This is a genomic window from Furfurilactobacillus curtus, assembly GCF_054657915.1.
This window is the reverse complement of sequence record NZ_BAAHXU010000001.1, coordinates 670,462-692,443: the sequence shown is the minus strand read 5'-3', so window position 1 is coordinate 692,443 and position 21,982 is coordinate 670,462. Positions and strand designations below refer to the sequence as shown.

At 45.5% G+C, this 21,982-nt stretch carries 18 protein-coding genes; all 18 read left to right on the top strand.

The genetic code is table 11. The annotated features are described in order from the left end of the window. Positions 1-43: 43 nt before the first annotated feature. Complete coding sequence (locus tag ACYQ0Y_RS03580) at positions 44-415, top strand: GntR family transcriptional regulator (protein WP_407883609.1); 372 nt, start codon at positions 44-46, stop codon at positions 413-415. Continuing rightward, positions 412-1,269 (top strand): ATP-binding cassette domain-containing protein, encoded by an 858-nt coding sequence (locus tag ACYQ0Y_RS03575; protein WP_407883607.1) that lies wholly within the window; start codon positions 412-414, stop codon positions 1,267-1,269. Before ACYQ0Y_RS03580 ends, ACYQ0Y_RS03575 begins: the two co-directional genes overlap by 4 nt. Continuing rightward, entirely contained in the window at positions 1,259-2,041 is a 783-nt protein-coding gene (locus tag ACYQ0Y_RS03570) for a hypothetical protein (RefSeq protein WP_407883605.1), read from the top strand. The genes ACYQ0Y_RS03575 and ACYQ0Y_RS03570 overlap by 11 nt, the downstream gene beginning before the upstream one ends. Before the next feature lie 168 nt (positions 2,042-2,209). Further along, complete coding sequence (rny, locus tag ACYQ0Y_RS03565) at positions 2,210-3,769, top strand: ribonuclease Y (protein WP_407883603.1); 1,560 nt, start codon at positions 2,210-2,212, stop codon at positions 3,767-3,769. A 219-nt stretch (positions 3,770-3,988) separates the two neighbouring features. Then, positions 3,989-6,610 (top strand): DNA mismatch repair protein MutS, encoded by a 2,622-nt coding sequence (mutS, locus tag ACYQ0Y_RS03560; RefSeq protein WP_407883601.1) that lies wholly within the window; start codon positions 3,989-3,991, stop codon positions 6,608-6,610. A gap of 17 nt (positions 6,611-6,627) precedes the next feature. Then, entirely contained in the window at positions 6,628-8,628 is a 2,001-nt protein-coding gene (mutL, locus tag ACYQ0Y_RS03555; RefSeq protein ID WP_407883599.1) for a DNA mismatch repair endonuclease MutL, read from the top strand. Between the two features lie 23 nt (positions 8,629-8,651). Further along, the gene (gene ruvA, locus ACYQ0Y_RS03550) at positions 8,652-9,248 is read left to right on the top strand and encodes a Holliday junction branch migration protein RuvA (RefSeq protein ID WP_407883597.1); all 597 of its coding nucleotides are present in this window, start codon (positions 8,652-8,654) and stop codon (positions 9,246-9,248) included. A gap of 31 nt (positions 9,249-9,279) precedes the next feature. Beyond that, on the top strand, positions 9,280-10,287 hold the full coding sequence (gene ruvB / locus ACYQ0Y_RS03545; RefSeq protein WP_407884021.1) for a Holliday junction branch migration DNA helicase RuvB: 1,008 nt from the start codon (positions 9,280-9,282) through the stop codon (positions 10,285-10,287). Between the two features lie 76 nt (positions 10,288-10,363). After that, a complete protein-coding gene (gene yajC / locus ACYQ0Y_RS03540; protein ID WP_407883596.1) occupies positions 10,364-10,846 on the top strand; it encodes a preprotein translocase subunit YajC in 483 nt (160 codons plus the stop codon). Between the two features lie 144 nt (positions 10,847-10,990). Beyond that, positions 10,991-12,127 (top strand): DNA polymerase IV, encoded by a 1,137-nt coding sequence (dinB, locus tag ACYQ0Y_RS03535; RefSeq protein WP_407883594.1) that lies wholly within the window; start codon positions 10,991-10,993, stop codon positions 12,125-12,127. A gap of 85 nt (positions 12,128-12,212) precedes the next feature. Next, positions 12,213-13,163: a DHH family phosphoesterase gene (locus tag ACYQ0Y_RS03530; protein ID WP_407883592.1), complete on the top strand. Its 951-nt coding sequence runs from the start codon at positions 12,213-12,215 to the stop codon at positions 13,161-13,163. Continuing rightward, positions 13,160-14,539 (top strand): DEAD/DEAH box helicase, encoded by a 1,380-nt coding sequence (locus ACYQ0Y_RS03525; protein ID WP_407883590.1) that lies wholly within the window; start codon positions 13,160-13,162, stop codon positions 14,537-14,539. The genes ACYQ0Y_RS03530 and ACYQ0Y_RS03525 overlap by 4 nt, the downstream gene beginning before the upstream one ends. A 456-nt stretch (positions 14,540-14,995) precedes the next feature. Continuing rightward, positions 14,996-17,650, top strand: a complete 2,655-nt coding sequence (alaS, locus tag ACYQ0Y_RS03520; RefSeq protein ID WP_407883588.1) for an alanine--tRNA ligase — start codon at positions 14,996-14,998, stop codon at positions 17,648-17,650. Between the two features lie 238 nt (positions 17,651-17,888). Next, on the top strand, positions 17,889-18,155 hold the full coding sequence (locus ACYQ0Y_RS03515; RefSeq protein WP_407883586.1) for an IreB family regulatory phosphoprotein: 267 nt from the start codon (positions 17,889-17,891) through the stop codon (positions 18,153-18,155). Continuing rightward, positions 18,152-18,589, top strand: coding sequence for a Holliday junction resolvase RuvX (gene ruvX, locus ACYQ0Y_RS03510; RefSeq protein ID WP_407883584.1), 438 nt, complete (start codon positions 18,152-18,154; stop codon positions 18,587-18,589). Before ACYQ0Y_RS03515 ends, ruvX begins: the two co-directional genes overlap by 4 nt. Positions 18,590-18,620: 31 nt before the next feature. Next, the gene (locus tag ACYQ0Y_RS03505; RefSeq protein ID WP_407883582.1) at positions 18,621-18,920 is read left to right on the top strand and encodes a DUF1292 domain-containing protein; all 300 of its coding nucleotides are present in this window, start codon (positions 18,621-18,623) and stop codon (positions 18,918-18,920) included. Positions 18,921-19,015: 95 nt separating this feature from the next. After that, positions 19,016-19,543: a CvpA family protein gene (locus tag ACYQ0Y_RS03500; protein WP_407883580.1), complete on the top strand. Its 528-nt coding sequence runs from the start codon at positions 19,016-19,018 to the stop codon at positions 19,541-19,543. A 22-nt stretch (positions 19,544-19,565) separates the two neighbouring features. Further along, a complete protein-coding gene (locus ACYQ0Y_RS03495; protein WP_407883578.1) occupies positions 19,566-21,935 on the top strand; it encodes an endonuclease MutS2 in 2,370 nt (789 codons plus the stop codon). Positions 21,936-21,982: the final 47 nt, after the last annotated feature.

The following is a 21,982-nucleotide window of genomic DNA, read 5'->3' as shown; positions in this document are numbered from 1 at the left end:
GCTAAAGCAGAACTTTTATTGTCTAGTGGTTGGAGATGAAAACATGCACTTTGACTTTGACGGCACCACGCCCCTTTATTTGCAGGTGGCTGAACAAATTGAAGAGGCCATTTTAAGTGGGACTTATGATGCTGGCGAACAAGTGCCATCTACAACTGCCATTTCGCGAGAATTTCACATTAATCCCGCGACGGTTTTGAAGGGGATGAATATTCTCGTTGACCGAAAAGTTTTAGAAAAGCGACGTGGTATGGGAATGTTTGTGCTAGATGGAGCCAGAGAACGGGTGACCTTTAACCGACGAACTGACTTTTTCGAACAACAAGTGTCGCCACTTGTAGAGGCTGCCAAACAGATTGGTTTGACTGAGGCAGAACTCGCCGCGTTGATCGAACGGGGGTACGGCATTAAATGACAATCAATGTTACAAATCTGACTAAAACGGCTGGTCGGCATGACCGATTACATGACTTGAATTTAACAATCCAGCCTGGCATGATCTATGGTTTACTCGGCCGTAATGGTGCTGGAAAAAGTACTTTATTGAATATTATGGCCAATCGTGTCCTCCCTAGCCAAGGTAAGGTGACCATTGATGGGCAGGCATTGGCTCAGTCGGATCGAACCCTACAGCATCTTTATCTGATGAGTGAGGATAATTTATATCCGAGTCGGGAGCGGGTGAGTGATTTATTTAAGCTAACTACCGCGTTGTATGGCTCTTTTGATGACAAGTTGGCGGAACGATTAGCCAAAGCCTTTGATTTAGATGTGAACGCTCGATTTGGTGGTTTATCGACCGGCTATCGCACCATTTTTAAGGACATCGTTGCGTTATGCGTCCCAGCCGACTATATCTTACTGGACGAACCGGTATTAGGACTGGACGCTAGTCATCGGGATTTATTTTATCAATCACTGATTGAGACCTACGCACAGCATCCCCGTACATTTGTCATTGCAACGCATCTTATCGAAGAAATTTCTGGACTGTTAAACCAAGTTATTGTGATGGATCAAGGGCGCATTTTAGTTGCGGAAGCAGCGGAAGATTTATTGGCCCGTTCATATCAGTTAAGTGGTCCTAAAGAAACGATGGCTGCTTTTTTGCCCACTGTAACGACATTACGAACCCATCAATTTGGTAAGCAAACGCAAGCGGTCGTAACCACGGCTGGGACACTGGACTTACCCGCTGGGGTAACAAAAGAAGCACTGGATTTACAACAGCTGTTTGTTGCGTTAACGGAGGATCATCATGAAGTTTAAACCGGTCTATCAGTATCGTTTACGACACGATGCAAGTCTGTTGGGTTACGCTTATTTAGGCATCTTTGCTGGTATCTGGTGGTTGCCGACGTTATTGAGTCTGTTACTGACTGGTCGTCAATCAGCGCTGGCGCCAAGCCAATATCTAGCTAGTTTATTTCCTCAATTTGCCATGCAAATATTGTTTTTCATTGCAAGTGGCATGGTTTATCGTGGCTTCACCGTTTTAATTCAAAATGGCATCACACGAAGAACTTATTGGTGGGCAAAATTAGCCAGTTTATTAACCTATGCGGGTCTGGTTTCGGTCTTAAACGTTCTTTATCGATTAACGATTGCCCAACCGCTCGGACTTAAAACGTATCAAGCCTATGGTCGCCTTGAATTTGGCTCATTTACAGCACATGGCGTCAGTGATATTTGGTGGTTTTGGGGGCGTGATTTAAGTACCCTTGTCCTGCTTATCGCGGCTGGTATGATGGCGGGGGCAATTCTAGCGTTGTTGAACTGGCGATGGAAAGTGGTCACGTTAATTGCAGTTCCTTGTGCGGGTGCCGGTCTAATCGCTATTACATTGGCGTCAGTCGGCAATACGTCAAATGCCTTCTATAACTCTTGGGCCGGAGCATTATTACGTTTGATGTATGGCTTTGATGGTCATTTTCGTTATCACGCGCCGGGAAATTCAATTGTGACAAGCTTGATTTTAACGCTCATTTGCTTACTGATTAGTTACGCCTTTAATCGATTACTGGCGATTCGCCGCAGTTAGGTTGGGCTAAATGAGGGCATAGCGATTCAAACGAAAGCACTGCTTATGTTGACAGTTGCCCTGAAGATCAGTAAACTAGCAATGTGTAATGAACCAATACAAACATCTGTAATTAGTTTGCGGCTGGCTTAACGGTCAGCCATTTTTTGATGAAGGGCGGGAATTTTAATGGTCATAGTAACCATCATCCTCGTGCTCATCGCAGTTATTGCTGGTTTATACGCTGGCTTAACGATTGCTAAACAACGTCAAGCTCGTGACATTGAAGATGCAACAAAGTCAGCGGGGGCAATTCTCGAAAAAGCCAATCAGGACGCAAAGACAGCCAAGAAAGAAGCTTTGCTTGAGGCTCGTGAAGAGAGTCATAAGTATCGAACCGACGTCGAGACCGAATTGAAAGAACGACGCGCAGAGGTTCAAAAGCAAGAAGACCGGTTATTGCAACGTGAAGAGGCTCTAGATCGAAAAGATAATACGTTTGAAAAACGTGAGACTCAGCTAACCGCCAAAGAGGAACAGTTGAGTCGCGATCGCGAGGTTGTCCAACAGCAACAACAAGCAGCAACAGATCTCATCGATAAGCGACAACAAGAAGTGCAGCGCGTGGCTGATCTCTCACAAGATGAAGCTCGTGATTTGATTATTGAGGAAACCAAGAGTGAGTTAGCTCATGAGCGGGCTGTTCTCATTAAGGAAAGTGAAGAGGAAGCTAAGGCCAGTGCTGACAAAGAAGCCAAGAATTTGATTGTGGCGGCTATTCAGCGCAGTGTCGCGGACACGGTCTCAGACAACACGGTTACGGTCGTCACTTTGCCAAATGATGATATGAAGGGTCGAATTATCGGTCGTGAAGGTCGAAATATTCGAACGCTTGAAACGTTGACCGGAATCGATTTGATTATCGATGACACTCCAGAAGCAGTCGTGTTGAGTGGATTTGATCCAGTTCGGCGCGAAATTGCTAAATTGGCGTTAGAGAAGCTAATTGCCGATGGTCGGATTCATCCAGCTAGGATCGAAGAAATGGTGGAGAAAGCCCGCCGTGAAATGGATGAGAAGATCCGTGAAATTGGTGAACAGACCGTCTTTGACTTGGGGATTCGGGCGATGAACCCTGATTTAATTAAGATCATCGGTCGGATGAACTATCGGACTAGCTATGGTCAGAATGTTTTAAATCACTCAATTGAAGTTGCAAAATTGACGGCTGTAATGGCCGCCGAGCTTGGTGAGGATGTTGCGCTGGCGAAGCGCGCAGGATTATTACACGATATTGGTAAGGCAGTGGATCATGAGGTCGAAGGTTCCCATGTGGAGCTGGGAGTTGAATTGGCCACGAAGTATCACGAAAACCCAGTTGTGATTAATACAATCGCTTCACATCATGGTGATGTAGAACCAACTTCGATTATTGCCGTGTTAGTGGGGGCCGCTGATGCAATTTCATCAGCGCGACCGGGGGCTCGTTCAGAATCACTAGAAAATTATATCCAACGATTGAAACAATTAGAGGAAATTGCAAACAGCCACGAAGGTGTGGCTCAAAGCTATGCGATTCAGGCTGGTAGAGAAGTTCGCGTCATTGTAAAGCCACAAAATGTTGATGATTTGCAGGCAGCTGTGATTGCCAGAGATGTTAAGAATGAGATTGAAAGTGATCTTGACTATCCCGGCCACATTAAGGTGACGGTCATCCGTGAAACGCGTGCCGTTGAATACGCGAAATAAAATTTCTAAATATTGTTTTAGTTCAATAAAGTAGCCGACATTCTCATTTTAGGAGTGTCGGCTACTTTATTGTTGATTTACACTCAGACGGACTGAGACCTATGAGGTCAACTCAGACAGTTGAGCAAAAAAATGTTAAAATTATCTCATTGTTTCAGTGCGAAATTCGATAACAACCTCTCCATAAGTAGTTATTATCGATCAAAAGGAGTTTATTGAATGGCCAAAAAATCGGCGCAAGAGAGTATGGAAACCCCGATGATGAAGCAGTATCAGGAGATTAAGGATCAATATCCGGATGCTTTTTTGTTTTATCGGATCGGTGATTTTTATGAATTGTTTAACGACGATGCAGTGAAAGGATCACAGCTGCTAGAATTAACCCTAACGGCACGTAACCATAATGCAGCGGACCCAATTCCGATGTGTGGAGTTCCACATCATGCAGTTCAAAATTATATTGATATCTTAGTTGATCATGGTTATAAGGTGGCCATTTGTGAACAAATGGAAGATCCCACCCTAGCTAAGGGGATGGTTAAACGAGAAGTTATCCAACTTGTTACCCCAGGGACTCGGATGCAGACGGGGATCAGTGGTGCGAAGGACAATAACTATCTTGCTGGGATGGTTCAACACGAGCATCAGTTTGGGTTTGCTTATACGGATGTATCGACTGGTGAATTGAAGACGGCTAATTTAACCACCATTGAAGCAGTCATGAATGAGATCATGGCGGTTGAAGCAAAAGAAGTGGTTGTTAATGACACGATTGATGAGTCGATTCGCGCGCGGTTTAAACCATTAGGAATCTTAGTTTCACAACAAGATACGGCTGTAGCAGCGAATGCAGAATTAAGTTTTCTAACGCAAGATTTAGACGATCAAGCAGAAAATAATGCTGTTTCTCTATTATTGACTTACATGGAGTCGACCCAAAAGCGCAGTCTAGCTCACTTGCAGCGAGCAATTGCCTATGAACCGTCCTATTATTTGAAGATGGATCATTATGCAAAACGCAACCTAGAGCTTTCAGTGAATATTCGAACTGGCAAACGTTCGGGCACACTGTTGTGGTTAATGGACGAGACGAAAACCGCGATGGGTGGACGTTTATTGAAGCAATGGTTAGACCGGCCACTGTTGTCACAAAGTGAAATCATCGCCCGTCAAGATAAAGTACAGTCATTATTAGATCATTATTTTGAACGCTCGAACTTACAAGATGAATTAACTAAAGTATATGATCTGGAACGATTGGCCGGTCGGGTCGCTTTCGGCAGTGTGAATGGGCGTGACTTGATCCAGTTGAAGACCTCACTTCAACAGGTCCCGAAAATTAAGTACGTTTTGCAAGAACTGGACGATCAGGTCTTTGGCGAGATGTTGGCCCATTTAGATCCGGTGGATGATGTGGCTGAATTGATTGAACGGGCCATTGATGATGAACCACCGATTTCTGTGACGGATGGTGATGTGATCAAAGACGGTTACGACAAACAATTGGACGCTTATCGAGATGCAATGGCCAATGGAAAACAATGGATTGCCGAACTGGAAGCTAAGGAACGAGCAGCGACTGGAATTAGCACGTTAAAGATTGGCTACAATCGGGTGTTTGGCTATTACATCGAAGTCACCAAAGCCAATTTGAGTAAATTGCCCGAGGATCGCTATGAACGCAAACAAACATTGACGAATGCTGAGCGTTTTGCGACTCCAGAATTAAAAGAAAAAGAGCAACTCATTTTGGAAGCCCAAACGAAGTCGACTGCTCTAGAATATCAGCTGTTCACTAAAATTCGCGAGGTGGTGAAAGCTGCCATTGCTCGCTTGCAGCGTCTGGCAAAAACATTGGCCAGCTTAGACGTACTGCAGAGTTTTGCCGTGGTCGCCGAAAATTATCGGTTCAGCCGGCCAACTTTAACGGATGGACATGATTTAGAAATCGAATCGGGCCGGCACCCTGTAGTGGAAAAAGCATTGGGCAAACAAGCCTACGTCCCCAATGACGTACGGATGGATGAACAGACAGCTATTCTACTGATTACTGGTCCCAACATGTCAGGAAAGAGTACCTATATGCGCCAATTGGCACTTACCGTCGTTTTAGCTCAGATGGGAAGTTTTGTGCCAGCAAAATCGGCAATGATACCAATTTTTGATCAAATTTTCACCCGCATCGGGGCCGCTGATGACCTAATCTCCGGAAATTCCACGTTTATGGTTGAAATGCAGGAAGCTAATGATGCTTTGGCACATGCCACCGCAAATAGTTTGCTGTTGTTTGATGAAATTGGTCGGGGTACTGCAACTTATGATGGGATGGCCTTAGCCCAAGCGATCATTGAATATGTGCACGATCATGTCCATGCGAAAACGTTATTTTCAACGCATTATCATGAATTGACAGGGTTATCGAATGAATTGACGGGGTTGAAAAATATTCATGTCGGAGCGGTCGAGGAAAATGGTGAACTAGTATTCTTACATCAGATCCAACCAGGCCCGGCTGATAAGTCGTATGGGATTCACGTGGCTAAACTAGCGGGGATGCCAGAAAAATTGTTGGCGCGGGCCAGCACAATATTGCAACAGCTCGAAGCAAACGCCGGAGAAAACCCGATGCCAGTAGATGTTGATCAACCATTGACTGAGCCAGCTACTGATGTACTGCCGTTAGATGAAACGCAGTCGACGCAATTAGCCTTATTTGACACACCAAGTCAGGACCCAACGACAGCAAAGATTTTGGCTGACTTAAAGTCGATGAATTTGATGGCGATGACACCGATGGATGTGATGAATAAGTTTTATGAAATTCAGCAACAATTGAAATAGAGGTAAGAGGTCAAGCAATGAGCAAAATTCAAGCTTTAGCAAGCGTTTTGGCTGATCAAATTGCGGCCGGTGAAGTCGTTGAACGCCCTGCGTCAGTAGTGAAAGAACTCGTGGAAAATTCGATTGATGCGCATGCGACCACTGTGGATGTGTTGATCGAAGCATCCGGTTTAAAAACGATTCAAGTGATTGATGATGGTAGTGGTATCGATGATGAAGAAGTTGAGCTAGCCTTTGCCCGACATGCGACCAGCAAAATTAGTTCACGGGCAGATTTGTTTCGCGTACACTCGTTAGGTTTTAGAGGCGAGGCGTTACCAAGTATTGCCTCGGTCGCGGATGTATGGTTAAAGACGGCTACTGGCGTCGGTGCAGGTAGCCAAGTACATTTCAAGGGTGGACAATTAGTTAGTCACACGGCAGCACAGGCTCGACCTGGCACTGAGGTAACGGTCAGCGACTTATTCTTTAATACACCGGCGCGGTTGAAATATTTAAAATCCGCACAAACTGAATTAGCTAACATCGTGGATGTTGTTAATCGAATCGCCTTAGGCCATCCAGAAGTCGCGATTAGTTTACAACACAACGGTCATGAATTACTTAGAACGGCGGGCCGCGGTGATTTGCAACAGGTGATTGCGGGAATTTACGGCGTTCAAACCGCGCGTAAAATGGTCGAAATTAAGGGGGAAGACGCCGACTTTACCTTGGCTGGCTTTGTTTCCCGCCCCGAATTAACACGTGCTTCGAGAAATTATTTGACGGTATTGATTAACGGACGGGCGATTCGCAATAGCCAGATAACTAAAGCACTCATTAAAGGATATGGTTCTAAGCTGATGGTTGGTCGGTATCCACTAGCGGTAATCAACTTACAGATGGATCCTTTTTTAGTTGATGTGAATGTGCATCCGACTAAACAAGAGGTTCGTTTGAGTAAAGAACCTCAACTGGTCAAGTTGATTGACCAGGTTGTATATCAACGATTGGCACAGGAAAACCTAATTCCTGATGCCTATCAAAATCTGACGGGAACGGTGCAATTTGACGCCGATCAAGTTGCCAGCCGACTGACCGAAGCGTCAACGCTTCATGACGAAAGCGTAGCAGTCCGACCAGTGTCACCAGTTTCAAGTGGTGCAACTTTTGCTCAATCCGAGGCGGCTGCCTCCACACCGCCACTACCTGACGCGTTGCCAAAGCAAGTATTAACGCCAATTGTGGTACACCATCGTGAGGAGATAGCCAGCCAACCAGTGGTGGATTTTGAGGCACGCTATCAAGCTGAACCAGTGGAACCGTTTGATGATGAGCCAATGAGTGATTCTTTGAAACCGAGTCAACCTAAAACGATGGAAATGTTACCTGAGGATCAAGAGCAGACTGGGCAACGGTTCCCAACCCTTTCTTATATCGGTCAAATGCACGGTACATTTTTATTCGCCCAAGCAGCCGATGGTTTGTACCTAATTGATCAGCATGCAGCCCAAGAGCGGATTAAATATGAGTTCTATCGTGTTAAAATCGGTGAAGTTGCTCGCAATCTTCAAGATTTATTGGTCCCCATTGTGTTAGATTATCCGACCAGCGATGTGTTGAAGATCACGGCAGCAAAACCACAATTAGAGCAATTGGGTTTGTTTTTGTCGCCATTTGGACATAATTCTTTTATTGTCCGGCAGCATCCAACGTGGTTTATTGAAGGGCAAGAAGCGTCTACGATTCGTGAAATGGTTGACTGGGTGCTCAGTGATCGACAGCTAACCGTTGCTAAATTTCGCGAAAAAACGGCCATTATGATGAGCTGTAAACGATCAATCAAGGCCAATCATCACTTAGATGAGCGCCAGGCCAAAGCTTTATTACATGACTTGAGTCAAACGGAGAACCCATTTAATTGTCCCCATGGGCGACCAGTTTTGGTTCATTTTACTAATGCCGACATGGAAAAAATGTTTAAGCGGATTCAAGATTCTCATGAGTCTTGGGCTGAATTTGATGAACATGAATTTTAATTAGCTCATGAAAGGGTCACAGTATGTATGAATATCTAGTTGGTCAAATTACGGAAGTTACACCCACCCATGTCGTTTTGGAAGTTAATGGGACGGGATATTTGATTCAAACCGCCAATCCTTACCGCTTCCAAGTCGATATGGAGACGTCAATCCGAATTTACGTTCATCAGGCGATTCGGGAAACCGAAGTGAGTTTATTTGGGTTTGTTGATCAAGCAGAAAAACGTCTTTTCTTAAAACTGTTGAACGTTTCTGGAATCGGACCTAAGAGTGCGCTAGCCATCTTAGCTAATGAGGACCATGATGGCCTCGTGAACGCGATTGAAACGAATGATGTTACTTTTTTGACCAAATTTCCCGGAATAGGCAAAAAAACGGCGCAACAAATCGTCTTAGACTTAGCCGGTAAGTTGGCTGATCTAGGAATAACACCAGTAGCTGCGTCATCAGTTAACGTTTCAGATAACGACGCTTTAGACGACGCACTGGCCGCCTTGACAGCTTTAGGGTACAGTAGTCGTGAGGTTAAGCGCGTCTCGAACAAGTTGGCGAACTTAGATCAGTTAACGACTGATCAGTATCTGAGTGCTGCCTTGCGAGAGTTGACCCATGCGTAGCTGAGGATATCATGAGTAAGAGAGGAGCTGGATCGTGGACGATGAATTAATGTCAACGCAACCCATGGATGACCAAGAGGCCTCATTGGAACGGTCCTTGCGTCCGACGACGCTGGCTCAATACATTGGGCAAGATGCGGTTAAACAACAGTTAAACGTGTATATTAGCGCAGCGACCAGTCGGGAAGAATCTTTGGACCATGTCTTGTTATATGGACCGCCTGGTTTAGGTAAAACCACCTTAGCGATGGTCATTGCTAATGAGATGCATGTTCAAATCAAGACGACTAGCGGGCCGGCGATTGAACGGCCTGGAGATGTCATTGCCCTACTAAATGAACTACAACCTGGGGATATTTTATTCATTGATGAAATTCATCGCTTACCTAAAATTGTCGAAGAAATGTTGTATTCGGCGATGGAAGACTTTTTTATTGATATTGTCGTGGGGCAGGGGCCAACCGCTCACCCCGTTCATTTCCCACTGCCGCCATTTACCTTGATTGGGGCCACAACTAGAGCAGGATTATTATCGGCGCCACTTCGGGACCGTTTCGGGATTGTGGAACACATGGATTATTACACGACGGCTGATTTAGAAGAGATTACGCTACGTTCTGCGGATATTTTAGCTACCCAGATCGTGAAGGCGGGGGCTCATGAAATTGCACGTCGCTCACGAGGCACACCGCGAATTGCTAACCGCTTATTAAAACGGGTCCGCGACTTTGCTGAAGTCGCCGGCCAGTCGGCAATTGATGCACCGATGGTCGATCATGCCTTAACTGTGTTGGGCGTAGATGACTGGGGACTAGATGAAGTGGACCTAAAGCTATTGGCAACCATGATTAAGTATTACAATGGTGGACCAGTAGGGTTAACGACTTTGGCAGCCAATATTGGTGAAGAGGCAGATACAATTGCAGAAGTGTATGAACCATATTTATTACAGGTGGGGCTGATTAAACGGACGCCTCGGGGTCGAATGGTGACTACGGCGGCTTATGAGCACTTAGGCCTATCAAAACCAGAGGCTTAATCAACGGAATCCATTTGGCAAGGGTTCGTAAGTTTGGTACAGTACTCTACAGAGTAAATTAAATGAGGTGGATGAATTGACAAGTTTAGTGAATTTCGATTTGATGGGTGCAAGTGGCGCCGCTGGTGGTAGTCTTTGGAGCACCGTTTTGATGGTTGTTTTGTTTGTTGGGGTCTTTTATTTTTTCATCTTGCGGCCTAACCGCAAGCAACAAGAACAACGTAAAGAAATGATGAATGGCATGCACATTGGCGATCATGTGGTCACCATTGGTGGCCTACATGGAATTATCGATTCAATGGATGCTGCTAAAAAAATTGTGACAATTGACGTAGATGGTATTTACTTACCATTTGATCAACAAGCGATTCACCACGTTGAAACGCCAGCGACAGCAGTTGCACCAGCGACAACTACTACGGCTAGCGCTGCTTCAGCAACTCCAGCCAGCGAAGCCACAAGCGCCGTAGATAGCGTTGTTGATTCTGCTGCAGACTCGACGACGGTGACCAGTGCTAGTGACACAGCAAGTGAAGCTAGTGACAGTCAGGCTAACTAGCTGTTAGGTAAGTTTAATTATGTGAATTATCTGCGATCATCGTATTCTGCGATGATCTTTTTTTGATTTAACTAGGGATCGCTGGTGAAGAGAACATATGTTTGCTAAAATAGGCTTATCAAGCTAGCGCGAGGAGAGTTGACAATGGCGGCCTTCATTCAAATTCCGGTGCGGGTCGATGCCAGCCGGAAAATCATTCATGTGGATATGGATGCTTTCTACGCTTCTATTGAAGAGCGTGATGAGCCACAATTAAAAACGCAACCATTGATTATTGCCCGTGATCCGCGGCAAACGGGTGGACATGGGGTGGTGACGACGGCTAACTATCGGGCCCGAGCGTTAGGTGTTCATTCAGCTATGGCGGCTAATGAAGCGCAAAAATTAGCGCCCCAAGCGGTATTTAAACGACCAGATTTTCCAAAATATCGGGCAATTTCTGCTCAGATTCACGAAATTTTTCATGAGTACACCGATCATATTGAGCCGATTGCCTTTGATGAAGCCTATCTAGATGTCACTCGGAATAAGCAGAACTTTAAATCGGCCGTTGCATTGGCGCATAAATTACAAACAGAGATTTGGGATAAGGTTCATTTAACCTGCTCCACTGGCGTTTCTTATAACAAATTTCTAGCTAAACTTGCTTCTGACTATGCGAAGCCCGTGGGGGTCACCGTCGTTTTGCCTGGAGATGCGGAGCGGTTTTTGGCACCATTACCGATTGAAAAATTTCGCGGCGTAGGCAAAAAAACAGTTCCGAAGATGCATGATTTAGATATTTTAACGGGCGCAGATTTGTTGACCTGGTCTGAGACTGATTTGATTCAGCATTTCGGTAAACTAGGTTATGGATTATATCGGCACGTTCGTGGTAGTGATGATCGTCCAGTTGAATGGCAACGCACGCGTAAATCGATTGGCCGTGAAGAGACATTCGATCAACCCTTGACCAATGAAACGGATGTCAGCGATCAATTGCAACATTTAGCGAACGACTTGACGGCGCATCTAAATGCACAGCAGCGTCATGGTAAAACGATTGTTCTCAAAGTTAGAGATGCCGACTTCAATACGGTGACGAAACGACAAACGCAGGCCGAGTACTACGAAAATATGGCGACTCAATTGTATGAGGTTGCTAAAGATTTGTTTGACGCCACGGCTGATTTAACTAAGGGGGTCCGTTTGTTGGGAATTACGATGACCAATCTTGATCCTTTAACATTTGAAAATTTAAGTTTGCCGTTGTTCTCGCCGGCCTCGTCCAAGGCTTTTTGAGGTCCATGGCACCGGATGCACTTTGTAATCGACGCGGCACTTCGTTATACTTGCAGATACCAGATTGACAAGAGGGGATTCATGCATGGATGTTCAAAAAGTAATTTTTGAGGAAATTAAACGTAAACAAATTATCATGATTCATCGTCATCAACGACCAGACCCAGATGCGGTTGGTTCACAAGTGGGGTTAGCGACAATTTTACAGGCGGCATTTCCAACCAAGCAGATTTACATCGTTGGCAAACAAGTCCCAGGATTGGCTTGGTTGGGTGAAATGGAGTCCGTTAGTGATGAATTGTTTGACGAAGCACTTATCTTGGTGTTAGATACTGCCAACGAGCCGCGAGTTGACGATCAGCGATGGCGGCGTGGGCAAGAAGTGATCAAAATCGATCACCATCCTGATGATGAACCTTTTGGTGATCTTAGCTGGGTGAATGAGACTGCTTCCTCAACATCAGAAATGGTGACGGACTTTGCTAATCGCTTTGAACTTTCGATTGACAAAGTGGCTGCTGCGGCTTTATATGCTGGGATTGTCGGGGACACAGGGCGTTTCTTGTATTCAGATACAACCCCCCATACGATGACGGTTACCGCGCAGTTGATGGCCACTGGGATTGACGCGGTAACTATCAATCAACACGAGGACGAAATGACTTTACCAGTTGCGCGATTGACCGCTTATTTATATGAACAGGTCCACGTGTCAGAAGTTGGAGCGGCCCATGTGATTTTAAGTGACGCAACGATTAAATCGTTTGAACTAGGTGACGCTGGGACCGCTAGTTTGGTCCCGATGCTAGGTAAGATTGCGACTGTCAAGACTTGGGCAATTTTTGAGGAGCAAGATGATCACAGTTATCGTGTTCGTTTGCGTTCCAAGGGACCTCAGATTAATGGATTGGCTCGGCAACATCACGGCGGTGGGCATCCGCTGGCCAGTGGTGCCAAGGCTCAAGATCTCAACGAGGCTAATCAAATGATCGCCCAGCTAGAGCAATTAACCGCCGATTTTAAGGAGACGATATGACAGAAACCTTTACAGATTTACAACTGCGGCCGGAGTTATTAGCGGCCTTAAAAGACATCGATTTTGTTCAGCCAACACCGGTTCAGGCTAAGCTAATTCCGGTGATTTTGGCAGGCCGGTCAGTGATCGGTCAATCCCAGACTGGAAGTGGGAAGACGCATGCTTTCCTGTTACCAATCTTCAACCGCTTAGATTTAGAAGCTAACGAAGTTCAAACCATTATTGCAACGCCATCACGAGAACTCGCGAATCAGATTTATGCCGACGCGAAACAGTTGGCTGAGCATTTCAACCAACCGATTCGGATTGCTAAATATGTCGGTGGTACGGATCGAGCTCGCCAAGAACGGCAATTAGAGAAGCATCAACCGCAAATTGTGATTGGGACGCCGGGACGTCTGCGTGATTTCATGGATGAGCATGATCTCGACTTGCATACGGCGCACCAATTTGTGGTCGATGAGGCTGACATGACTTTAGATATGGGCTTTTTAAATGATGTTGACCACATTGCGGGGGCCTTACCAAAAGATTTACAAATGTTGGTCTTTTCTGCGACAATCCCACAGAAATTGCAGCCGTTTTTGCGCAAGTATCTGACCAATCCGGTCATTGAAGAAATTCCGGTGACTTCAATTATTAGTCCGACAATTGATAACTGGTTAATTTCGACAAAGAGTCAGCAAAAAAATGAGCTCATCTATAACTTATTGACGATGGGTGAACCATACTTGGTTCTGATTTTTTGTAATACTAAGCAGCGGACAGCTGAATTGACTGCCTATCTGAAGGGTCAGGGGCTGAAAGTTGCAATGATTTCTGGGGATGTGCCAGCTCGTGAACGTAAACGGGTCATGAAACAGGTTCAGAATTTAGAGTATCAGTACGTCGTCGCGACAGATTTGGCCGCCCGAGGAATCGATATCAAGGGTGTTTCACACGTCATCAATGATGGCATTCCGGCGGACTTGGATTTCTTCATTCATCGTGTCGGCCGGACAGGCCGTAATGGGATGCCTGGGATTGCAATCACGCTGTATCAACCTGGCGAAGAAGACCGAATCGCTGAAATTGAGCAACTTGGGGTGACGTTTAAGCCGAAGACGATTCGAAATGGTGAGATTGTCGATTCTTACGATCGTAATCGACGCCAGCAGCGAACAGCCACGCATGCTAAATTAGATCCAACCCTTGTTGGCTTGGTCAAGAAAAAGAAGAAGAAGGTTAAACCTGGTTATAAGCACCAGATCAAAAACGCAATTAAGCGAAAAGCGCAACAAGATAAGCGGGTTGAGCAAAGAGAATCAGCTCGTTCGCAACGGCGTCAACACCGGCACCAAGGCGAGGCAAATCGCCAGCAACGTGGTGAGTCGTAGCTGGGCGCTGATCACCAGCTGTCCTTGTTTGCTGTCGCTTGAATTCAAAACGGCTTTGTCAAGGATCCTCGCAGAATAAACAGGTTAATTGGTTGATAGTGAATAACCTTGTAAAAGCTTGATCTGCACTAATTGAAGATTTTAAGCATGCAATCCGGACCTAGATCAGGCTTGCTTGTCAGACCCGGACAATGCTATACTGTTGGACGTCGAGGATATGCAATGATGTGACACTTTCAGCGACGCCCTGGTTGGTGAGAAGGACGAATGAAGCATCAGCGCGCTCCCTCACAGTAAAATTACACAAAATCTTGTTTAACCAACACGCGACTCGGCGTTATGAGTGAGAGGTTAACGATCAACATCGTTGCAAGCAAAGTGGAACCGCGGCTATTGAGCCGTCTTTGCAGGCAGCGGTGTTGTTTTTGTTGGGGCAAGCTTCATGAAAGGAATGCTATGAAAGAATTATCAAGTAGTCAGATTCGCCAAATGTATCTGGACTTTTTTGAACAGCATGGTCACAAAATCATGCCTAGTGCCTCATTAGTTCCCGTCGATGACCCGACCTTACTGTGGATCAACTCTGGGGTGGCCACGATGAAGAAATATTTTGATGGCTCCGTTGTGCCAGATAATCCGCGGATGACTAGTTCACAAAAGAGTATTCGAACTAATGATATTGAAAATGTCGGACGGACAGCTCGGCACCATACCTTATTTGAAATGTTAGGTAACTTCTCAGTGGGGGACTACTTTAAACCGGAAGCCATTCACTGGGCGTGGGAATTATTAACCGGTGATCAGTGGTTTGGCTTTGATCCTGATAAGTTGTATATCACAGTTTATCCTAAGGACAACGATGCCAAGGAACAGTGGTTAGATGCAGGTGTGGCTCCTGATCACATCTTGGCTGCCGAAGATAACTTTTGGGATATCGGTCAGGGCCCTTCTGGTCCTGATTCAGAAATTTTTTACGATCGCGGTCAGGCAATGAACAATGTTGCCGAAGATGATCCTGAAAATTATCCTGGTGGTGAAAACGAACGTTACTTAGAAATATGGAACATCGTGTTTTCACAATTTAATCACACACCTGAAGGCACTTATGAACCACTACCACATAAAAACATTGATACTGGCATGGGATTGGAACGCTTAGTTTCCGTCTTTCAACACGCCAAAACTAATTTTGAAACGGATCTATTTTTACCAATTATTCGCGCCACGGAACAGTTGTCTGATGGGAAACATTATGGCGATAATGCAGCCGATGATGTGTCCTTTAAAATCATTGCCGATCATGCACGGGCGGTGACGTTCGCGATTGGCGACGGTGCGTTACCTTCCAACGAAGGTCGCGGATACGTCATTCGGCGCTTGATTCGACGGGCAATTTTAAATGGTAAAAAGCTCGGGATTAACGAAGCCTTTTTGTATCAATTGGTTCCGGTGGTCGGAAAAATTATGCAAAGCCATTATCCAGAGGTTTTGGAACAAGCTGATTACATTGCCGGTGTTATTCATTCAGAAGAAGATCGCTTTAACGTGACGTTAGACACTGGTCTGTCCTTATTGAATGATACAATCGCAGCAACGAAGGCGGCAGGAAACACGCAATTAGCGGGTACAGACGCGTTCAAGTTGTTTGATACGTATGGTTTTCCAATTGAGTTGACGACTGAGTATGCGAGTGACGAAGGCTTGGGTGTTGATCAAGCCGGCTTCAAGGCCGCTATGGAAGAACAGCGTCAGCGAGCTCGTAATGCACGGTCTTCAGCGAAATCGATGGGTGTTCAGCGTGCGTTATTGACCGATATCAAGACACCAAGCCAATACGTGGGTTACACGCAATTGACAGTCGATCACGCTAAATTAATGGATATCATCGTTAATGAGGCACTTGTCGATGAGGCCAAAGAGAAGAATGAAACGGCCGAATTGATTTTCGATCAAACACCATTCTATGCGGAAATGGGTGGTCAGGTTGCTGATACTGGCACGGTCCTTGATGAAGATGGTAATGAAGTTGCTGAAGTGACCGATGTGCAGCATGCACCGAATGGTCAAAATCTGCATACGGTTAAATTGACTGGTACACTGAAGAAAAATGCCACTTATAAGTTGATTGTGAATCAGATGCGTCATCGCAAGATTGAGAAGAATCATTCGGCGACGCATTTACTGGACCAATCTTTGCGCAATGTATTAGGTGATCACACGAGTCAAGCCGGATCGTTAGTGGAACCCAACTATCTGCGTTTTGACTTCACGCATTTTGGTCAAGTCACTCAGGCAGATCTGCGCAAAGTTGAACAGATGGTTAATGACCAAATCTTTGCCGAATTGACTGTGAAGACAGTGGAGACGGATTTAGCAACCGCGAAAAAAATGGGTGCGATCGCGATGTTTTCGGAAAAATACGGGAAAACAGTCCGCGTTGTGTCAATGGGTGATTTCAACGTTGAATTTTGTGGTGGCGATCATGTCGCTAACACTAATGAAATCGGGTTGTTCAAGATTGTTTCTGAAACTGGGGTTGGTGCCGGTGTTCGCCGTATTGAAGCAGTAACGGCAGCAGAAGCCTTCGATTTCTTGAATAATGAAGAAGTACTTTTGCAACAGACGGCTGATTTAGTGAAGTCACAACAAGTCAAAGAGGTGCCGCATAAAGTGGCTGCGTTGCAGACTGACATTAAGCAGTTGGAGAATGAACAAACAGCGTTACAAGCGAAAATGGCGTCCCAACAAGCAGCCAATGCCTTTACTAATATTGAGGAAATTAATGGCGCTAAAGTCATTGCCCAAGCTGTTCAGGTCGCTGGTATGGGTCAATTACGTCAATTGGCAGATGATTGGAAGCAATCCTTGCCTTCTGATGTGTTAGTCTTAGCGACGGCTGCGGACGGTAAAGCTAACTTGTTAGTAGCCGTCGCACCGAATTTAGTGAAGACTGGGATCAAAGCTGGCGATTTAATTAAAGCGATTGCACCGGCCATCAACGGTGGTGGTGGTGGTCGTCCGGATATGGCTCAAGCCGGCGGTAAAAATCCGGAAGGGATCGACACGGCTTTAACTCAAGCTAAGCATTGGTTGGTCGACGCGATTAAGTAATTAGGTTTGAATGTTTACAGCGTTTCAATGACGTCATTATCTTCAATTTATTGAAGGTGATGGCGTTGTTTAATTCGTGAGCCTTGAATCTTTCAAAATCGTTACAACGCTCAAGATAATTGTTATTTGACGTCTGATTCAGTAGAATAGGTATCAGTCGGAGTGTGTTATCGACCAAAGTCAATCAGGATTTATTAGCGAAAACAAGCCGGAAAAACCAATCATGGAGGGAATGTAGATGGGGACCACAGACAAGACCATGTTTTTTGATTTCGACAATCAACAACAAAAAGATGTGCGTGAGACCCTCACAACGGTTTATCAAGCACTAGAAGAAAAGGGCTATAATCCAATTAATCAAATTGTTGGATATTTATTGTCCGGGGATCCAGCCTACATTCCACGCCTAAACGATGCGCGAAATTTAATTCGCAAACATGAGCGTGATGAGATCATTGAAGAACTGGTTCGAGCATACTTGAATGCGGGGCCAGCGGCTAAATGAAATTAATGGGACTTGATGTAGGCTCAAAGACGGTTGGTGTGGCGATTAGTGATGCCTTCGGGTGGACAGCTCAAGGCGTTGAAATCGTCAGGATTGATGAGGCCGCCGGAGAGTTTGGCTTGGATCGAATTGGCGAGTTAGTCACGAGTTTACAGGCCGGTGGATTCGTCCTCGGATTACCTAAGAATATGAACAACTCGTTAGGCCCTCGTGCCGAGGCCGCTCAACACTATGGTGAATTATTGACCGAACGTTTTAAGTTACCTGTTGATTTCATTGATGAGCGCTTAACCACGGTTGAGGCAGAACGAATGTTGATCGAACAGGCCGACACATCACGACGTAAACGTAAGCAAGTGATTGATAAAATTGCGGCGGCTCTGATTTTACAAAATTATCTGGATGCCCATGGTAAATTGACCCAGTTAGCATAATAACTTGAGTAACTAAGAAAGTAGGCAAAACATGGCAGACACAAATAACCAAGATGAACAACAAATTACGTTGGTGGATAACCAGGGCAACGAAACGTTATACAATGTCTTGTTTACCTTTACTTCGGAAGATTACGGTAAGTCATATATCTTGCTCTATCCAGCTGATGCAGCTGAAGATGAAGAAGTTGATATCCAGGCGTACGCCTTCGATCCAGAGGAAGAAGGTTCAACGGAAGGTGAACTTTCACCGATTGAAGATGACGCTGAATGGGATATGGTTGAAGAAATGTTAAATACATTTTTGGATGAAGATTCTAACCTATCCTAGTGGTTAACAATGACGTCAACGGCGCTGTATTCCATTTTGGAGTACAGCGCCGTTTGGGTGAAGCATACTATTTATTGTAAGTAGGGAATGAAACTATGATTTTATCGCTGATTGTTATTTTTCTATTATTAAGCGCATTGGGACGCGGATATCGACGCGGTTTTGTGGCCGAACTAGTTTCAACCATTGGCTATCTGGTCGTTTTGATAGTCGCTAAGATCCTAACGCCAAGCGTGTCGGCCATGATTCAGACTTGGTTGCCAACAAACCATCAGCACAGCGTCAACGATCAACTTCTGAGTACCCAAGTCAATCATTTTTGGGCCAGCGGTATTGCCTTTTGGGGCCTGCTGATTGTTGGGTTTGTGTTGTTACACTTTGTGATGCGGTCATTGAATCTGTTTACTCATTTGCCGGTCATCCACGGGATCAATGCGTTCGCTGGGGCCATTATTGCCGGTTGTTTAATGTACGGGTTGATTTTTTTTGGCCTTGCGGTTGCGTCTGTATGGCCGTCAGCTTGGCTACATCAACAGATCGCTACAGCGCCCATTTGCCAGTGGATTTTACACCAGACCCCACTGTTGTCGGAACAGATTTACCAGTGGTGGTTAACTCGATAAATTAAAGGAATGAAGAAAATTGATGAATAAACGTGGGTTAAAAACCCTCGAATTTGATAAAGTGAAGGCAAAATTGACAGGAATGTTGACGTCACCTGGTGGTCGGCAGGAGCTAGCAGCACTACAGCCAGCTACTGATCCCCAAATCATTCAAACCTGGTTAGATGAGACAAAAGACGGCGCAGATTTACTGCGATTAAAGGGAGGCATTCCTTTACCTGAATTAGCTGATTTGACGCCACATATGAAACGGTTAGCCATTGATGCTGCGTTAAATGGGTCCGAATTAGCGGCTGTGGGCAAGGTTTTACAAACCGCCGCCGCAACACGAGACTTTTTTAATCAATTGGCTGAGGATAAGTTAACTTTGCGACGATTAGATTATGTGGCTCACCGGATCGTGACATTACCTGACTTAACTAAGCGACTGAATACGGCAATCGAACCGGATGGCCGTGTGAGTGACGCAGCTAGTGAGGACTTGGCCGCGATTCGGTCACGAATTAAAAGTACCGAAGATTTGATCCGTTCCCGGATGCAAAACTATGTTCGCGGTAAGCAAGCTAAATATTTGAGTGAACCGATTATTACGATGCGTAATGATCGCTATGTTGTCCCGGTTAAAACAGAGTATCGTAGTCGTTTTGGCGGCGTTGTTCACGATGAGAGTCAATCGGGACAAACCCTCTATGTTGAACCTGAAGATGTCGTTGATTTAAATAATCGATTACGCCAAAGTCAGGTTCAAGAACGTAATGAAGAAGCGCGTATTTTACAAGAGTTGTCCGCTATTTTGGCGCCACATCGTGAAGAGATCATGGCAAACGCGCAAGTACTGGGACATCTCGATTTTGTTAATGCCAAGGCCACTTATGCTAAACAACTCAATGCCAGTGAACCGTTATTGAGTCAAGAAGGGCAAGTTAATCTCCGTCAAGCATGGCATCCTTTGTTAGATCCCCAAACGGCAGTTGCCAATGATATCAGCCTAGGTGCAGATTATGATGCGATCATTATCACAGGGCCTAACACAGGTGGGAAAACGATCACCTTAAAAACACTGGGTTTAACACAACTGATGGCTCAATCTGGTCTGTTCATTCCCGCCTTTGAGGATAGTACAGTGGCCGTGTTTGATAACGTCTTTGCGGATATTGGGGATGAACAATCGATTGAACAGTCGTTAAGCACCTTTAGTTCTCACATGGATAATCTGATCACAATTTTAGATCAGGCAACAGCGACTAGCCTAGTTTTGGTTGATGAAATTGGTGCTGGGACGGATCCCAAAGAAGGTGCCGCCTTGGCGATCGCCATCTTGGACGCTTTCGGTGCGATTGGAACTGACATCGTGGCCACGACTCATTATCCAGAGCTAAAGGCTTATGGTTATGACCGCCCGAGAACGACGAATGCTAGTATGGAGTTTGATGCGGAGACGTTGCAACCTACTTATCGACTTTTATTGGGGATTCCAGGGCGTTCGAATGCTTTAGAGATTTCGCAACGGTTGGGCCTACGATCAGATATCATTGCAGCAGCTCGTTCATTGACCAGTCAAAATAGTCAAGACCTTAATGCAATGATTGGCGATTTGGTGGAACAACGGCGGCGGGTGACCGAAACTGCGGAAGAACTCGATCAACAATTGTCGTCTGCCACGACCTTGCATGAAGAACTTGTTCAGCAGTTTGACCGGTTTACAGAACAAAAGACGCACCAACTGGATGTGGCGAAGCAAGAGGCAAATCACATTGTAGCGGATGCCAAAAAGCAGTCCGATAAGATCATCCATCATTTGCGACAGTTGGAAGTTAAGCAAGGAGCAGGCGTCCAAGAAAACGAATTGATTGATGCCCAGGGACGTCTTAATGCATTGAGGCAAGATCCTACCTTGGCTAATAATAAAGTGTTAGCTCGAGAACGGAAAAAGCATGATTTCCATCCCGGCGATAATGTGGTTGTTAAATCCTATGGACAACATGGCGTGTTAAATCGACAGACCAACACTCATGAATGGGAAGTTCAGTTAGGGGCGCTGAAGATGAAGGTTGATGAACGCGACTTAGAAAAGTCTAGCGCCCCAACTGTTAACGAGCGGCAACAACGTACCGCCCGTACTGTAGTTCACAGCAACATTGGTGCGCGGGCACAAGCTCAGTTAGATTTGCGTGGAAAACGTTATGACGCTGCGATGGCTGAAGTGGATCGCTTCATCGATTCGGCGTTATTAGCCAACCTTGGTGAGGTGACGATTGTTCACGGCAAAGGGACGGGAGCTTTACGCCAGGGCGTCACCCAATATCTCCAGAGTAATCCGCGAGTGGCAAGCTTTGGCTTTGCGCCAGCTAACGCGGGTGGAGATGGAGCCACAGTGGTTAAGCTGCGTTAATCGTTTTTGTAAGCGTGCTTGCGAAACTCAGATCTTATGTACCGCAG

Coding starts and splice junctions, on each gene's coding strand:
- ACYQ0Y_RS03580 (WP_407883609.1), top strand. CDS start 44: ATGCACTTTGACTTTGACGGCACCACGCCCCTTTATTTGCAGGTGGCT.
- ACYQ0Y_RS03575 (WP_407883607.1), top strand. CDS start 412: ATGACAATCAATGTTACAAATCTGACTAAAACGGCTGGTCGGCATGAC.
- ACYQ0Y_RS03570 (WP_407883605.1), top strand. CDS start 1,259: ATGAAGTTTAAACCGGTCTATCAGTATCGTTTACGACACGATGCAAGT.
- rny (WP_407883603.1), top strand. CDS start 2,210: ATGGTCATAGTAACCATCATCCTCGTGCTCATCGCAGTTATTGCTGGT.
- mutS (WP_407883601.1), top strand. CDS start 3,989: ATGGCCAAAAAATCGGCGCAAGAGAGTATGGAAACCCCGATGATGAAG.
- mutL (WP_407883599.1), top strand. CDS start 6,628: ATGAGCAAAATTCAAGCTTTAGCAAGCGTTTTGGCTGATCAAATTGCG.
- ruvA (WP_407883597.1), top strand. CDS start 8,652: ATGTATGAATATCTAGTTGGTCAAATTACGGAAGTTACACCCACCCAT.
- dinB (WP_407883594.1), top strand. CDS start 10,991: ATGGCGGCCTTCATTCAAATTCCGGTGCGGGTCGATGCCAGCCGGAAA.
- ACYQ0Y_RS03530 (WP_407883592.1), top strand. CDS start 12,213: ATGGATGTTCAAAAAGTAATTTTTGAGGAAATTAAACGTAAACAAATT.
- ACYQ0Y_RS03525 (WP_407883590.1), top strand. CDS start 13,160: ATGACAGAAACCTTTACAGATTTACAACTGCGGCCGGAGTTATTAGCG.
- alaS (WP_407883588.1), top strand. CDS start 14,996: ATGAAAGAATTATCAAGTAGTCAGATTCGCCAAATGTATCTGGACTTT.
- ACYQ0Y_RS03515 (WP_407883586.1), top strand. CDS start 17,889: ATGGGGACCACAGACAAGACCATGTTTTTTGATTTCGACAATCAACAA.
- ruvX (WP_407883584.1), top strand. CDS start 18,152: ATGAAATTAATGGGACTTGATGTAGGCTCAAAGACGGTTGGTGTGGCG.
- ACYQ0Y_RS03505 (WP_407883582.1), top strand. CDS start 18,621: ATGGCAGACACAAATAACCAAGATGAACAACAAATTACGTTGGTGGAT.
- ACYQ0Y_RS03500 (WP_407883580.1), top strand. CDS start 19,016: ATGATTTTATCGCTGATTGTTATTTTTCTATTATTAAGCGCATTGGGA.
- ACYQ0Y_RS03495 (WP_407883578.1), top strand. CDS start 19,566: ATGAATAAACGTGGGTTAAAAACCCTCGAATTTGATAAAGTGAAGGCA.